The organism is Rhizobium sp. 3T7 (genome assembly GCF_020166565.1).
Taxonomy (GTDB): Bacteria; Pseudomonadota; Alphaproteobacteria; order Rhizobiales; family Rhizobiaceae; genus Rhizobium.
On the sequence record NZ_JAIQXS010000008.1, the window covers coordinates 116,566 to 131,277 of the forward strand.

19 protein-coding genes are annotated in these 14,712 nt (G+C 59.4%); 12 read left to right on the top strand and 7 right to left on the bottom strand.

Features of this window, described 5'->3' with window-relative positions; all coding sequences use genetic code 11:
- Window positions 1-8: 8 nt before the first annotated feature.
- Complete coding sequence (locus K9B32_RS13985; protein WP_224563053.1) at window positions 9-494, bottom strand: DUF3052 domain-containing protein; 486 nt, start codon at window positions 492-494, stop codon at window positions 9-11.
- A gap of 110 nt (window positions 495-604) precedes the next feature.
- Here K9B32_RS13985 and K9B32_RS13990 point away from each other — a divergent pair, with 110 nt between their 5' ends.
- The 3 genes from K9B32_RS13990 (at window position 605) to K9B32_RS14000 (ending at window position 2,743) form a co-directional block, all read left to right on the top strand.
- The gene (locus tag K9B32_RS13990) at window positions 605-1,519 is read left to right on the top strand and encodes a DMT family transporter (RefSeq protein WP_224563055.1); all 915 of its coding nucleotides are present in this window, start codon (window positions 605-607) and stop codon (window positions 1,517-1,519) included.
- A 465-nt stretch (window positions 1,520-1,984) separates the two neighbouring features.
- Complete coding sequence (locus tag K9B32_RS13995; protein WP_007534130.1) at window positions 1,985-2,200, top strand: cold-shock protein; 216 nt, start codon at window positions 1,985-1,987, stop codon at window positions 2,198-2,200.
- Between the two features lie 141 nt (window positions 2,201-2,341).
- Window positions 2,342-2,743: a BA14K family protein gene (locus tag K9B32_RS14000; protein WP_224563056.1), complete on the top strand. Its 402-nt coding sequence runs from the start codon at window positions 2,342-2,344 to the stop codon at window positions 2,741-2,743.
- Between the two features lie 60 nt (window positions 2,744-2,803).
- Here K9B32_RS14000 and K9B32_RS14005 read toward each other — a convergent pair whose 3' ends face one another.
- Complete coding sequence (locus K9B32_RS14005; protein ID WP_224563058.1) at window positions 2,804-3,451, bottom strand: MBL fold metallo-hydrolase; 648 nt, start codon at window positions 3,449-3,451, stop codon at window positions 2,804-2,806.
- A gap of 235 nt (window positions 3,452-3,686) precedes the next feature.
- Here K9B32_RS14005 and K9B32_RS14010 point away from each other — a divergent pair, with 235 nt between their 5' ends.
- The gene (locus K9B32_RS14010) at window positions 3,687-4,298 is read left to right on the top strand and encodes a DUF1236 domain-containing protein (protein WP_224563060.1); all 612 of its coding nucleotides are present in this window, start codon (window positions 3,687-3,689) and stop codon (window positions 4,296-4,298) included.
- A 235-nt stretch (window positions 4,299-4,533) separates the two neighbouring features.
- Window positions 4,534-4,800, top strand: a complete 267-nt coding sequence (locus tag K9B32_RS14015) for a hypothetical protein (RefSeq protein WP_224563062.1) — start codon at window positions 4,534-4,536, stop codon at window positions 4,798-4,800.
- Window positions 4,801-4,862: 62 nt separating this feature from the next.
- Here the strand turns inward: K9B32_RS14015 and K9B32_RS14020 are convergent, their stop codons facing one another.
- Window positions 4,863-5,753, bottom strand: a complete 891-nt coding sequence (locus K9B32_RS14020) for a branched-chain amino acid aminotransferase (RefSeq protein ID WP_224563064.1) — start codon at window positions 5,751-5,753, stop codon at window positions 4,863-4,865.
- Between the two features lie 255 nt (window positions 5,754-6,008).
- Between K9B32_RS14020 and K9B32_RS14025 the strand changes: the two genes are divergently transcribed.
- From K9B32_RS14025 to K9B32_RS14040, 4 genes are read left to right on the top strand one after another with little or no spacing between them, the layout of a single operon-like run.
- Window positions 6,009-6,506 carry a MarR family winged helix-turn-helix transcriptional regulator gene (locus K9B32_RS14025; protein ID WP_224563068.1) on the top strand — a complete coding sequence of 166 codons (498 nt, stop codon included), beginning with the start codon at window positions 6,009-6,011 and terminating at the stop codon, window positions 6,504-6,506.
- Window positions 6,507-7,208: a response regulator gene (locus K9B32_RS14030; RefSeq protein ID WP_007790008.1), complete on the top strand. Its 702-nt coding sequence runs from the start codon at window positions 6,507-6,509 to the stop codon at window positions 7,206-7,208.
- Between the two features lie 28 nt (window positions 7,209-7,236).
- Window positions 7,237-8,616 carry an ATP-binding protein gene (locus tag K9B32_RS14035; protein ID WP_224563070.1) on the top strand — a complete coding sequence of 460 codons (1,380 nt, stop codon included), beginning with the start codon at window positions 7,237-7,239 and terminating at the stop codon, window positions 8,614-8,616.
- Window positions 8,617-8,624: 8 nt separating this feature from the next.
- Entirely contained in the window at window positions 8,625-9,206 is a 582-nt protein-coding gene (locus K9B32_RS14040; protein WP_224563073.1) for a DUF1349 domain-containing protein, read from the top strand.
- Here the strand turns inward: K9B32_RS14040 and K9B32_RS14045 are convergent, their stop codons facing one another.
- From K9B32_RS14045 to K9B32_RS14060, 4 genes are all read right to left on the bottom strand, one after another.
- Window positions 9,207-9,548, bottom strand: a complete 342-nt coding sequence (locus K9B32_RS14045) for a tRNA-binding protein (protein ID WP_224563076.1) — start codon at window positions 9,546-9,548, stop codon at window positions 9,207-9,209.
- A gap of 12 nt (window positions 9,549-9,560) precedes the next feature.
- Window positions 9,561-10,379, bottom strand: coding sequence for a pyrroline-5-carboxylate reductase (gene proC, locus K9B32_RS14050; protein ID WP_224563079.1), 819 nt, complete (start codon window positions 10,377-10,379; stop codon window positions 9,561-9,563).
- The gene (locus K9B32_RS14055; protein ID WP_132588767.1) at window positions 10,380-10,880 is read right to left on the bottom strand and encodes a YbjN domain-containing protein; all 501 of its coding nucleotides are present in this window, start codon (window positions 10,878-10,880) and stop codon (window positions 10,380-10,382) included.
- A gap of 392 nt (window positions 10,881-11,272) precedes the next feature.
- Complete coding sequence (locus K9B32_RS14060; RefSeq protein WP_007534115.1) at window positions 11,273-11,533, bottom strand: accessory factor UbiK family protein; 261 nt, start codon at window positions 11,531-11,533, stop codon at window positions 11,273-11,275.
- A gap of 282 nt (window positions 11,534-11,815) precedes the next feature.
- Here K9B32_RS14060 and lgt point away from each other — a divergent pair, with 282 nt between their 5' ends.
- The 3 genes from lgt (at window position 11,816) to pgeF (ending at window position 14,712) form a co-directional block, all read left to right on the top strand.
- Window positions 11,816-12,697 (top strand): prolipoprotein diacylglyceryl transferase, encoded by an 882-nt coding sequence (lgt, locus tag K9B32_RS14065; RefSeq protein WP_224563082.1) that lies wholly within the window; start codon window positions 11,816-11,818, stop codon window positions 12,695-12,697.
- 24 nt (window positions 12,698-12,721) lie between these two features.
- Entirely contained in the window at window positions 12,722-13,822 is a 1,101-nt protein-coding gene (locus K9B32_RS14070; RefSeq protein ID WP_224563084.1) for a class I SAM-dependent methyltransferase, read from the top strand.
- Window positions 13,823-13,917: 95 nt separating this feature from the next.
- Entirely contained in the window at window positions 13,918-14,712 is a 795-nt protein-coding gene (gene pgeF, locus K9B32_RS14075) for a peptidoglycan editing factor PgeF (RefSeq protein ID WP_224563086.1), read from the top strand.

Sequence of the window (14,712 nt, forward strand, 5' to 3'; positions counted from 1 at the left end):
TGCAAAGCCTAAGGACCGGCGCGCAGTTCCTTTCGAATCACGAACTTCAGGCCGGACCATGTTTCGTCTATGGCGCAAACTTTGACGTCAACCAGTCCCAAAGGCAGGAAAATCGATCTTAGGACGTCTTCGGTGATTGTCGTCGGCACCCGCGCCGCTTTCTTGGGCCAGGAAATCCACAGCATCCCGTCGGGTTTAAGGACGCCCGACAGAACCGGTGCCATGTCTTCCAGAACTGGCCGGCGCGTTTCAAAAACGTGGCCATAGTCGAAGCGACGCTCGATCATTGGTGGCAAAGCAGTCTCGACAGAGGAGAAGTGGTCAAAGCCTTGTATCTCGGTGATCTCGGGCACGCCGATCAACAGTGCCGCCTGCCCTTCCCTCAAGCCCAGCTTTCGCGTCAGTGAACTGCCGGAATACCCCGCCGGCGCATCATGTCGGCGCGGTGACGGCGCAGCCTCTTCGTCCGGAGATGAAACCGCTTTCGTTGTCATCCGTTTGCCTTCAGGCGCTCACGCTGTGGCGACATTCTTCACCCTTGCTCAAACGAAAGGCAACTGTTAACGCTCGGGCCATACTCTCCCGCTCCCGCCCAGAGGACGAAATGACGCGCATTCAGGCGAACCTCCTTCTATTGCTTGCAGCTGCCATCTGGGGCGGCGGCTTTGTCGCGCAGTCAACGGCAATGAAGGCGATCGGTCCGTTCTGGTTCATTGGCCTGCGCTTCATGATTGCTGCAGTGGCGGTTCTGCCGTTCATGCTGCTCGAGGCACGCAAGGCGCCAGTCAAGACCGCGCCGCACCATCTCAAGCTCTATCTGCTGACGGGTCTTGCGCTGTTCGGCGGCGCCGCAACGCAGCAGATCGGCCTGCAGACGACGACGGTGACGAATTCGAGTTTCATTACCGGGCTCTATGTCGTGATCGTCCCCTTGATCGCCGTTATCTTCCTCCGCCGCTCTCCGCACTGGGTCATCTGGCCGGGTGCGATCATGGCCGTATCCGGCATCTACTTGTTGTCGGGCGGACAGCTCTCGGCCCTGACGACCGGCGATCTGTTGACGGTCGTTTGCGCAATCTTCTGGGCCGGGCAGATCACTTTGGCAGGCACTACGGTATCCGAAACCGGTCGTCCGCTTGCACTCTCGACCGCCCAGTTTGCCGTGGCCGGCGCCTGCGCGCTGGCCGTTGGCATCGTCGCGGAACCGATCAGCTGGGAGGCGGTGTGGGCTGCCGCCCCCGAGATCCTGTATGTCGGTCTCTTCTCCTCGGGTGTCGCCTTTTCGCTGCAGATCATCGGCCAACGATACACGACCCCGTCGCAGGCAGCGATCTTCCTGTCCTCTGAAGCGCTCTTCGGCGCCTCGCTCGGCGCCCTGATGCTGGGCGAAACCATGCCACCGCTCGGCTACGCCGGCTGCGCGTTGATGTTTACCGCTATGCTTCTGGTTGAAGTGGTGCCCGAAATGGCACGCCGCCGTGCTTCGGACAGGCTGAAACCGAGCCCAAATTTGGGTTGAATGTCCAGAAAAGAAAAAAACTTTAGCTCTTGCGTAGTCGCGTTATTGTTGCATTTTTGGCAAAATCTGCTCCCAAACTATATTGCCAACGATATAAAGCGTTGATCTGCGGCGGCTGACGGCCAAATTTTTGCGCTAGGCGCGCGAAAATGCCGTTCAAAGAGGCGTATCGGCACAGAGGCGTTAAAAAACTTTTGCTTGCCAAAATTTAATAATCGCAGCACTCTCACCGTGTTCGGGCATTTTGCGAGCATGGGAAGTCCTTAGGAATGTGCGCGCCGGAGACGCTAATATTCCGGTCAACCAGTTCCAACAAAGCGGGCGTCAGTTCCGTGGCGAATCTGGTTGAGCTAGAGGGGACCTTTTTCTCACATTTCAATGATTGCCTGCTAACGTCTCCGCAAGGAGGCAATATCAGTGATGCTGCCCGTGTGGATGGCGGGCAGAGATAAAAGGACCTGACGCATGGCCGAGACTGGCACTGTAAAATTCTTCAATACCGACAAAGGTTTTGGCTTTATCAAGCCGGACAAGGGCGGCGCCGACATCTTTGTGCACATTTCTGCCGTTCAGGCTTCTGGCTTGGCCGGGCTGACGGAGAATCAGAAGGTTAGCTTCGACACGGAGCCGGATCGCCGCGGCAAGGGCCCCAAGGCTGTCAACCTGCAGATTGCAGGCTGAGCCTCCAGCCAACGCTGTCAATTCGAGTTGAAGCCCGGCAGCGATGCCGGGTTTTGTCATTCAGCGTGCATTCACATCGCGGCCCTTACCTTGCCATCATCAAGGTGCAGAACCGGAATCGGTTGAAACAGGGAAAGACAAATGAACAGGCTTGCGAAAACGCTCCTCATGACGGCAACTGCTGCTGCCCTCACCGTATCATCGATCAGCGTTGCGTCCGCCGGTGATTGGCGTCGCCACCACCACAACGACGATGCCCTCGTCGGCGGTGCCGTAGGCTTGGCAACAGGTCTTATCGTTGGTTCTGCCATCGCCAGCGCCCCGCGTTATGATGAGCCGCGCTACATCGATCCCCCCTATGAGCCGGAATACGAAGCAGTTCCAGTCTATCGCGCGCCCCCGGCTCGCTATTATCGTGCCGACGTCGAGCCCTGGACCCCGCAGTGGGAGCGCTATTGCTCCTATCGCTACCGGTCCTTCGACCCGCGTAGCGGCACCTATATCGGCTACGACGGTCGCAGCCACTTCTGCACAGCTGGCTGATCGTCGCACTATATGATTAAACACGAAGCGCCGCTTTCAGCGGCGCTTTTATTTTGGCGGTCAGATCCCCTCAAGGAACGGATTGCTGCGTCGCTCATCACCAATGCGACTGCCCGGCCCGTGCCCGCAAATGAAGCCGACGTCATCGCCCAGCGGCAAAACCTTGTCGCGGATCGAATCGAGCAGTTGCTGGTGGTTCCCCCCCGGCAGATCCGTCCGACCGATCGAGCCGTTGAACAGCACGTCGCCCAGATGGGCAAAGTTCTGCACGCGATTGAAATAAATGACATGGCCCGGCGCGTGGCCCGGCGTGTGATAGACTTCGAATTCGTGAGTGCCGAAGGAAACCTTGTCACCGTCCTTCAGCCAGCGGTCGGGAACGACGTTCTGCATGCCCGGCGGCAGACCATATTTCTGCGCCTGCGTCTCGATCCGCTGCAGCAGAGGAAGATCATCCTCATGCGGGCCGACGATATCAATACTCAGAGCCTCCTTGAGCTCCTTCGCACCGCCGGCGTGGTCAAGATGGCCGTGGGTCAGCCAGATTTCCTTGATACTGAAACCGTTCGACTTGATGGCATCAAGGATCGCCGGCACATCCCCGCCCGGATCGACCACGACGCCCTCCTTCGTCTCAGGATCAAAGAGGATCGTGCAGTTCTGCTGAAAGGGTGTCACCGGAATAATGCCGGCCTGGAGCATGCCCATGAGTGCCTCGCTTCTCTATGTCCTGTGTGTCTATAGTCCGAAACCGCGCCGTGCACAGCCCGCGATTTATCGAACGCAGCGTCAGGCAAAGAGCGTCAATGCCTGGGCTAGGTTTCGGCACCGGCTCCGTTCGAATTTAACACATTGATACAATCGTTTACCGGCGAGACTGGGCGCGCGGGAACATCGCCATCAACCAAACGTTACCTGCCTGTACAAAACAAGGAGAAACGAGATGACCTTGAAGCGAAATCTGTTCCTGGCTGGCGCGATCGTCGTGGGAAGCGCCGGTCTTGCCCAGGCGGACATGGTTGCCACGGCCATCAACGATCTGAACGTTCGTGCCGGCCCCGGCCCCCAGTATCCTTCCATCGGGATAGCGACACGCGGCTCGCAGGCAATGCTGGATGGCTGCATCCAGGGAAGCCGTTGGTGCCGTGTTGAGGTCAACGGCGTCCGTGGCTGGGTTTATGCGCAGTATCTTGAGGTTGAACAAGCTGGCAACGGCGTCATCGTCGAACAGCACCAAACCGATCTCGGCGTCCCTGTCGTGACCTATGAGACAACGGGAAGTGTCGCGCCTGCCGATCCGGCACCAGGTGACGAATTGCTGGGCCCGGTCGGTTCCGTCGAAGCGATCAGCCCGCCTGAAACTGTTACCACCTATGTTCAAACCAATCCGGCCCAGACCGTGCGCCTCCGCGGAGACGTCGTTGTTGGTGCAGCGGTGCCGGCTAACGTGACGTTCCAGGAGATTCCGGACTATCAGTATCGATATGTCCGCATCAACGACCAGCCGGTTCTTGTGGACCCCGGTACTCGTCGCATCGTTTATGTCTACAACTGACCATGATGCACAACATGGAACAGGCGCCTTCGGGCGCCTTTCTTTGACGGCAGCGTGGAAAACTTTCACGCATGGGTTGCTCTCCATTCCACTTTACATTCAATCATGATAAAGTACTGAAATTCAGACGATATCCCTGCTCCCAGTCGGACGTCGGATCGCCTGTATGGCTGGCTATCCTTTCGGACCGCGCAGCCGGCAGTGGCGTTTTGAGGAAACGCGAAGGAGGGAAATCGTGGAAGCCTTATTGCCTATCATCACACAAGTGATAGCAGGTGCCGTCGGCGGCAATGTTGCGAGCGGCGCACTGAAGCAGGTTGCAATCAATACCGTTGCCCGGACGATCGCCGGCGCAATCGGCGGCATCGGCGGCGGCATGCTTCTCAGCATGGTCGGTGGAGAAGCCGCAATGACCGGCCTCATTGCTGACGGTATAGGCGGCTTGATCGGCGGCGGCGTTCTGTCGACGATCGTCGGCGCGGTAGTCGCTCGCGCGAGGTAACGAGCTTCGATGGGAAGGCGACCGGGCGCTCTTAGCAAGCCCGGCCGCACCCGGAAGCAAGGTTACGCTGCTGCTGCAGCAGACGGATAGACCTCTTTCATGTAGTCGTTCAGCAGCGTCTCGCTGATTGTCGCGGGCGTGAACTTATAGGGACCGATTTCCGCGACTGGCGTCACCTCGGCTGCCGAGCCCGTCAGGAAGCACTCGCTGAAACCCGAAAGCTCCTCCGGCATGATGGCACGTTCAACCACCTCGATCCCGCGGCGCTTCGCGAGCTCGATCACCGTCTGTCGCGTAATGCCGTTCAAGAAGCAATCCGGCGTTGGTGTGTGGATGACACCATCCTTGACGAAAAAGATGTTTGCCCCGGTCGCTTCCGCCACCTGGCCGCGATAATCGAGCATCATGGCGTCGGCATATCCCTTGGCTTCGGCCGCATGCTTTGAAATCGTGCAGATCATGTAGAGGCCGGCAGCCTTCGATGCGCAGGGCGCCGTCTTCGGATCGGGCCGGCGATACTCGGCAATGTCGAGCCGGATGCCCTTCAGCTTCTCGGCCGGATTGAAGTAGCTCCCCCACTGCCAAATGGCGATCGCGACATTGATCCGGCTTGCTTGCGCCGACACACCCATCATCTCGCTGCCGCGCCAGGCAATTGGGCGGACATAGGCATCGGAAAAGCCCTGACGCTTCAGGAGCTCGATCGTCGCCGCATCCAGCTCAGAAACCGGGTACGGTACCTTGAAGCCGAGAATCTCAGCCGACTTGTGTAGGCGCTGGTTATGTTCCGTCAGCTTGAAGACCCGGCCGCCATAGGCGCGCTCCCCCTCGAATACTGCGCTTGCGTAGTGGAGCCCATGGGTCAGCACGTGGATCTTTGCGTCTTTCCACGGCACGAATGCCCCGTTGAACCAGATTTCGCCATCCAATTGATCAAAGGGAACTGAAGCCATTTCTCACTCCTCCGGCGCCCGCACGCCATTGCTGTTGATTGTTGTCCCCAATACGTTTTATCCACTCACGCAGGGGAAAATTACGCATTGTAGTGAAGTTTGCGAAGTCGGGCCAAATTTCCATTGGAAATGGCGTCCTCTTCCGGCTTCGCAACGCTTGGGGAAGCTAGCAACGGCGCAGAGATACGTCAACAATGCTGACATATTTTTACGAGAACTTGCCCCGAGGTGCGCAACAAGAAAGGAAATGCCAAATTGGCACGCCAGACGAGCCCGAAGGCGGGCAAGCCAGAACCGCTGAAGATGCCGATGGAAAACACGGAAACCATCGATTTCGAGATCATCGAGCTTCTGTTCTTTTCCTATCGTGACTTCGTTTCCGATCCCGACGCCATTCTTGCCGAGATCGGTTTCGGGCGGGCGCACCACCGTGTCGTTCACTTTGTTAACCGCAACCCCGGCATGACGGTTGCCGATCTGCTGGATACATTGAAGATTACCAAGCAGAGTCTTGCAAGAGTGCTCAAACAACTCATCGATTCGGGGTATATTCGTCAGATTGCGGGGCCTGAAGACAGGCGGCAGCGCAAGCTCTATCCTACCGAGATGGGGCGCGAGCTTGCTCTTGCTCTGGCGGAGCCGCAATCGCGCCGTATTGAGAGAGCATTCGACGGGGCTTCTCCGGAGGTACGGGAGGGCATAAAGGCCTTCCTGAGGGGTATGCGTAACAGACAAAACGCGAAAGCAGACTGAATGGCAACAAAGACAGTGATTTCGGACGACGCTGCGCACTTGCTTGTTGTGGATGACGACACGCGTATCCGCGCTCTGCTCAACCGCTATTTGACCGAGAACGGGTTCAGGGTGACGGTGGCTGCGGACGGCGCTGAGGCGCAACGCAAGCTCGCCGGACTGGATTTCGACCTCATCATCATGGACGTCATGATGCCGGGCGATTCCGGGATCGACGTGACCAGGGGCCTGCGCACGATCAAGAACGTGCCGATTATCATGCTAACGGCACTGGCGGAATCGGGCAGCCGCATCGCCGGACTGGAGGCGGGCGCCGATGATTATCTGGCCAAGCCCTTTGATCCGCGCGAACTGGTGCTGCGCGTCAACAACATCCTGCGCCGCAATGTCTCGAACGATGCGCCGAAGATCGAACAGGTGATGTTCGGACCATATACCTTCTCCCTGACGCGCAAGGAGCTGAAGAAGGCCTCCGAAGTGGTCCGGTTGACGGATCGCGAGCAGGAAATCATGCTGCTGTTTGCCAAGCGCGCCGGCGATACCATTCCGCGGCATGAGCTCATCGGCAACGACGTCGATGTCGGCGAGCGTACCATCGATGTGCAGATCAATCGCTTGCGACGCAAGATCGAGGACGATCCCGCAAATCCGGTCTGGCTCCAGACGGTTCGTGGTATAGGATACCGCTTGAGCATCGATTGATAGTCGCAACCCCAGGACCAGCGACCAGATGGTGACATTCGACTCCCTTCGGCGCGACGACCGCTCGCCCGCCCGCGGCTGGCGGTGGATGTTGCGCAGATTGCGGCTCTATCTGCCGACCGGCCTCTACGTCCGGTCGCTTCTCATCATCATCATCCCGATGGTGCTGCTGCAGTCCGTCGTCGCCGCCGTCTTCATGGAACGCCACTGGCAGATGGTGACGCAACGCCTTTCTGCGGCCGTCACGCGCGATATTGCAGCGATCATCCAGATCATCGAGACCTATCCCCAGGATACGGACTACAGCGAAGTCACGCGCATAGCACGCGACCAGATGAACCTGCAGATATCAATCGAACCGGACGGCGATCTGCCGCCGCCACGAACCAAGCCCTTTTTCTCGATCCTTGACGGCATCCTGAGTGACGAGATCAGCGACCAGGTCAAGCGCCCCTTCTGGATCGACACACTGGGCGATTCCAATCTCGTCGAGATCCGCATCAAGCTCGAAGACAAGATCCTTCGCGTGCTGGCAAGACGCAGCTCGACCTACGCCTCCAACACCCACATCTTCATCGTCTGGATGGTCGGCGCTTCGCTGGTGCTGATCGGTATCTCGATCCTCTTCCTGCGGGGACAGATCCGGCCCATCCTTGCCCTCGCAAACGCAGCAGAAAGCTTCGGCAAGGGCCAGAAGGCTGACAACTTCCACCCACGCGGTGCAGACGAGGTTCGCCGCGCAGGCCTCGCCTTCATTTTGATGCGCGAGCGCATCGAGCGGCAGATGGAGCAGCGCACGGCAATGCTGACTGGCGTAAGCCACGATCTGCGCACGATCCTGACCCGCTTCAAGCTGCAGCTGGCGCTGGCCGGCGAAAATCCCGACCTGCAGGGCATGAACGAAGACGTCAACGACATGCAGTCGATGCTCGAGGCCTACATGGCTTTCGCACGAAGCGAAGTTGAAGAAGACGTCGGCCAGATGAAGCTCAGCGATATCTTTGCAAGGCTGGAGGCCGACTTCGAACTCCACGAAGGTAAGACGCTGACTTACTCTATCGAGGGAGCGGACGGCATCTCGGTGCGTCCAAACGCCTTCACGCGCCTTGTGACGAACCTCGCCTCGAATGCTCGCCGCTACGCCAGCACCCTCGACGTCAACGCCAAACACAGCGCCAAGTGGCTGACGATCACCTTTGACGACGATGGTCCGGGTATTCCCGAGAAGAACCGCGAGGATGTCTTCAAGCCATTCTTCCGGCTCGATGAAGCGCGCAATCTCGATGCCTCGGGCACCGGCCTTGGCCTTGCCATTGCCCGCGACATCGCCCGAAGCCACGGCGGCAACGTCACGCTTGGCGACGGCCCTCTGGGCGGTCTGCGGGCGACCGTCCGCCTACCCGCGTGAAAAAACAGATGACGATCGATACGGCGCGAATGACATGGTTGAACCCACCGCCTCGCTTTGAAGAGCGCAACGGCGACCTGCATGTCTGGTCCGGACCGAAGACGGACTTCTGGCAAGGAACCTACTACGGCTTTCACCGCGACGACGCGCATTTCCTGCATCGGCCGCGGCAGGGCGACTTCACGGCCGACGTATCCTTCTCCGCGCGCTATGAGGAACTCTACGACCAGGCCGGCATCATGGTTCGGGCCGATGCGAAGCATTGGATGAAATGCGGGATCGAATATACCGATGGAGCAATGCACTTCAGCGTCGTCGTCACCAACGGCAACTCCGACTGGTCGGCCTTTCGGCTCGACCACGCATTCGACCGCATGGGCGTGCGCGTAACGCGAACTGGCGATGCTCTGTTCATTCAATACAGAACAGATCGCATGGAGGACTGGCGCATGGCGCGGCTTGCTTGGTTTGATCCGGCATTTGTGGAGGTTGCCGTCGGCCCGGCATTCTGCTCGCCGCAACGCGCCGGCTTTGAAGCCGTATTCCATGCTTTCTCGCTGACTGACCCACTGTCGCGCGAGATCCACTGATCACATCAGCTTCTTGCCGTTCAACACTGGCTTGTCCGCTGCCGCAAGAACGATGGCGCCGGCTTCATCCTCGAAGCCGAGCGTCAGGACTTCCGAGCGGACCGGACCGATCTGTCGCGGCGGAAAGTTGACCACACCGAGAACCTGCCGACCGATCAGGCTCTCGGGCGTATAGTGAACGGTGATCTGGGCCGATGATTTCTTGAGGCCGATTTCCGCCCCGAAGTCGATCAACAGCTTGAAGGCCGGCTTGCGTGCTTGCGGGAACGGGCTCGCTTCGACAATCGTACCGACGCGGATGTCGACACGCTCGAAGTCGGCATAGGTGATTTCGTCAGCCATGTTCGGATGTCCTCAGCCGGCAAGCTCTTCGGCGCGCTTGCGTGCTGCGGCAAGGGCCTTGTCGAAAAGCGGCTGCATCGCGTCCTCGGCCATGAGGACGGAAAGCGCAGCAGCCGTCGTGCCGCCCGGCGAGGTCACGTTCTGGCGCAGCCGCGAGGCGTCGTCGGGGGACTGGTGCAAAAGCTCACCAGCCCCCGCGACAGTTTCCCGTGCAAGGCGCATGGCAAGGTCCGCCTGCAAGCCAAGTTTACGGCCTGCCTCTGCCATACACTCGACGAGATAGAACACATAGGCCGGTCCGCTTCCCGACAGCGCCGTAACGGCATCAATATCGGCTTCGGTTGGAACCCACTCGACGGGACCGGATACACGCAAGAGAGAATGGACTTGCTCGCGCTGCGCGGCCGTGACGCGCGGATTGGCAAACGCGCCCGTGACGCCACGACCGACCATGGCCGGCGTATTGGGCATAGCGCGCACCATCGCAGCCTCGCCGAGATGCCCCTCAAGGAACGACAGCGTCTTGCCGGCTGCGACGGAAACGACCACCGTCTCAGGCCCGACCGTGCCCTTCACCGGCGGCAGCACGGCTTCCATCACCTGCGGCTTGACCGCGAGGAAGAGGACACCTGCCGTCAATCCGGCTGGAGCGGAGGTAACGTGGGCCACGCCGGCATCGTTGATGGTCTTCATCATCTGGTCAGACGGACCGGGATCGACAACCACGATGGAGGAGCCAGCCACGCCGCTCTTCAGCCAGCCGGAGAGCATTGCGCCCCCCATGTTGCCGGCACCGATGAGAACAACAGGACCTGAAGATGCGGATGACATTTACGCCTCGCCGACCGTTTCGAAGAGTACCGCTTCCATCGCGCGGTTCGCCTCCATGCCGGACCAGATCACGAATTGGAACGCCTGATAATACGCCTCGCAGGTGTCGAGCGCACTAGCGAGCAGAACCTCGACCTGCCGATTGGTCGGCTCGGCACCACCGGCGAGCAGCAGCGATTGGCGGAAGATAATGACGTCTTCCTGGCGCCAGAGATCGAAGTGTCCCATCAGCACCTGACCGTTGATCGCGGCCAGGAGCTTGGTGACTTCGTTGACACGCTGTTCGGGAACCTTGACGTCGAAGGCGCAGCCCAGGTGCAGCGCCTCGAACTCTTCCATCCAGGAAAAGGAAACGTGGTAGTCGGTCCACTTCCCTTCAACCGTCATCGCAATCTCGTCATCGCCCGACCGCTCGAAAGACCAGTCGTTATTGGCGGCGACGTACTCGATCATATCGACCGGGTTCGACTGACGCTCGACTTCCAATTCCATGAGGCTCATGCAGCACCTTCTTGACCGGAGTGAATGCGAACCAACTTCGTCAACGAGACACAAGGAGAACACACGCAACAGCCGGAACCACCAACCCTGATGACCGTTGAACCGCTACCAGACTTAACGCAGTCAAACCTGCCTGGAGCTTACCAACCGCTTCGAATCATCATTTAAAATCAGTGTATAACGGGCTAGGCGACACGCCAGCCCCTCGCAGCCGTTTTAGGGAACGGCACTGTGGAAAGCTTTTCGGTTTTAGATTCAGAAGGAGGGTTTAACTGACTCTGCCCATTGATCTTTTTGGCAGTGTCCACAGGTGGACAACGGCACCTGGTTTTTAGGTCGCAGCCGCGGCGTGTCTCATAAAGGTCACACCACGGCCTGTGTCACAACGGGAATTACTTGCCTTTGGCGGCAAGCTTTTCTTCAAGAGCCGCGATGCGGGCAAGCAGCGCGTCGTTTTCATCGCGCGCCTTGATCGCCATTTCGCGTACGACCTCGAATTCCTCGCGCTTGACGATATCGAGCGTATTGAGCCAGCGCTCCGCCTGCGCATTGAAGGCTGTCTCGATTTCCTTACGCACACCCTGGGCAGCGCCGGCGGCATCCGTCATCAGCTTGGCGAACTCGTCCATGATGCGGTTTGCTCCAGTCGTCATGGCGGTTTTCTCCCTTTGCAACTTACCACTTAGGGCTTTTTTAGCCCCTCAAGAATGAGGTAGGGCTTCGCCACCAAGGATGCAAGCGCTTTGCTCTGGATAAGCCTGCTCGTAGGCTTCCGATCGCCAACAATCGACTTGACCGCTCTTGATCCCGGCGCCATCTTCCGCCCACATCGAGCTTGGCGCGCCTTCAGAAAGTCGCAAAGGACGCCTTGAACTGAAGCGCGTTGACGTCCGACCGGTCACTCCAGAGGGCTCACGCCAGCGAATGGGAAAACCTTGCCGACAGTAGCCAATCTCATGGCGATCATGCCCTTCCCCGAGATCGACCCGATCGCCTTTTCGCTCGGTCCACTCTCAATTCACTGGTACGGACTTGCTTATGTCGCCGGCATCATGCTCGGCTGGTACTATGCGCGTCAGATCGCCGGTAACGACAAGCTGTGGCCGGGCGATGTTTCACCAATCACCAAGGTGCAACTCGACGATTTCATCATCTGGGTTGCGCTCGGCATCGTTCTCGGCGGCCGCATCGGCTACATCCTCTTTTATGATCTTCCGTCGGTGATCGAGAACCCAATCCGGGCCATCCAGATATGGAACGGCGGGATGTCGTTTCATGGCGGACTGACGGGCACTGTTATCGCGATGATGATCTTCGCACGTCGCAACGGCATACCGATCTGGAGCCTGTTCGATGTCGTCTCGGCAGTCGTCCCGATCGGCCTGTTTTGCGGCCGCATCGCGAACTTCATCAATGGCGAACTGTGGGGCCGCTTGACGGATGCGCCTTGGGGCATGGTTTTCTGCAACCAATACATCGAGAAGACCAACGGCTATTGCCCCGGCGGCGACTTTGTTCGCCACCCCAGCCAGCTTTATGAGGCAGGCCTGGAGGGCGTCGTGCTGCTCCTGGTTCTCGCCCTTCTGATCTACGGCTTCCGCGCGTTGAAGGTTCCCGGTTTCGTCACCGGCGTCTTTGCCTGCGGCTATGCGCTCTCTCGTATCTTCGTTGAATTCTTCCGCGAACCGGATGCGCAGCTGGGCTACCTGCTGGGTACCGATTGGCTCACCATGGGCATGGTGCTTTCCACGCCGATGGTTCTGCTGGGAATCTGGGCCATGCTTCGAGCCCGCCGTCAGGCTGCTCTGCAGCACTGACCGCAGCTGGACAGGAGGGGATCCATGAGCACCGCGCTCGGTGAGAAGATCAAGGCTATCATTCAGGCGAACGGCCCGATCAGCGTCACGGACTTTTTCTCGCTGTGCCTGGCCGATCCGGAACACGGCTACTACAGGACGCGCGAGCCGTTCGGGCGCTCGGGAGACTTCGTGACGGCGCCCGAGGTCAGCCAGCTCTTTGGCGAGATGATCGCCGTCTTCGTCGTGCACGCCTGGCAGCGGCACGGAACACCCGCAGGCGTCCGCCTCGTCGAGATCGGCCCCGGCCGCGGCACCATGATGTCGGATATGCTGCGTGTCATTTCCCGTATCGCGCCGCCCCTTTTTGAGGACATGACGGTGCACCTCGTCGAAACCAGCGGACGCTTGCGCGACATCCAGCAGGAGACGCTTGCTTCATATGGCGACAAGGTCAGCTGGCATCACGGTTTCGATGAAGTGCCGCCAGGATTTTCGCTCGTCGCGGCGAATGAGTTGTTCGATGCCATTCCGATCCGTCAGTTCGTGAAGACGCCGGCAGGCTTCCGTGAACGTATGGTCGGCGTCGACGCAGGGGGCGAACTGACTTTCGGTGCCGGCGTGGCAGGGATCGATTCAGGCCTTCTCCCCTGGCCGGAAGAGGACGTGCTCCCGGGAACGGTGTTTGAAGTCTCGCCGGCACGCCAGTCAGTCATGCTCGCGATCTGCGATCGGCTGAAGGAATGTGGCGGCACGGCTGTCGCCATCGACTACGGGCATCTCGTGAGCGGCTACGGCGATACGCTACAGGCGGTGCGTATGCATGAGTACGACCCGCCGCTGGCGCATCCGGGCGAAGCGGACCTGACGAGCCACGTCGATTTCCAGGCGCTGGCACAGGCTGCGACTTCGGCCGGCGTCTACGTCAACGGCATGCTTCACCAAGGCGATTTTCTTGTCGGCCTCGGCATTCTCGACCGCGCCGCCGTTCTTGGCCGGGATCGCGAACCACATACGCGGCACATTATCCAGACGGCAGTCGATCGGCTGGCCGGCGAAGGTGAAGGGCGCATGGGCGAACTCTTCAAGGTCTTGGCGGTCTCGCACCCGGACCTGGATTTGATGCCCTTCCGTTCAGTGGATTGACAGGCCGAGCACCGCTGGGCCAACATCCACGGCAATCGACAAGGCTTGGCCATGCGAAATCGGGCGAAGCAATTCAAGCAATCTCGGAAGTTTTAATGACACAAGCAGCATCTCCGGCACCGATCCAAAGCGCGCTGCTAAAAGAGGCAACCGGTGAGGCGATTCTCCATGGCTATTTCACCCGGCAAGGCGGCGTTTCAAACGGCATCTATCGCGGCCTGAACGTTGGCCTCGGCTCGAACGACGAGCGCGAGAAGGTTCACGAAAACCGCCGCCGCGTGGCAAGCTGGTTTGAGTTGCCCGTCGAGCGTCTCGCTACCGTGCACCAGGTCCACTCCCCTGATGTGGTGATCGTAGACAAAGACTATGATGGCTCCCGTCCTGCAGCGGATGCGATGGTAACGGCGACCCCCGGAATAGCGCTTGGCGTGCTGGCAGCCGATTGCGGACCAATCCTGTTCGCCGACCCGGAGATTGGTGTGATCGGCGCCGCGCATGCCGGTTGGAAAGGCGCCCTTACCGGCGTGCTGGAGAACACGATCGACGCCATGGTCCGACTTGGCGCGAAGCGGGAGGCAATCGTTACCTGTCTCGGGCCATCGATCAGCCAGGCGAGCTACGAGGTCGGCCCGGAATTCGTGGAGCGCTTTGTCACACAGGATCCATCCTACGAGCGTTATTTCGTGATTTCTGAAAAACCCGGGCACGCGATGTTCGACCTGCAGGCGCTGACAGTCGATCGGCTTCGCGCCGCGGGTGTCCGGGCGGAAAGCCTGGGGCTCTGCACTTATCCCGACGCCGAGCGTTTCTTCTCTTATCGCCGGACCACACATAACAAGGAGCCGGATTACGGCCGGCAGATTTCTGCAATCGCAATCAGGGAGACTTGA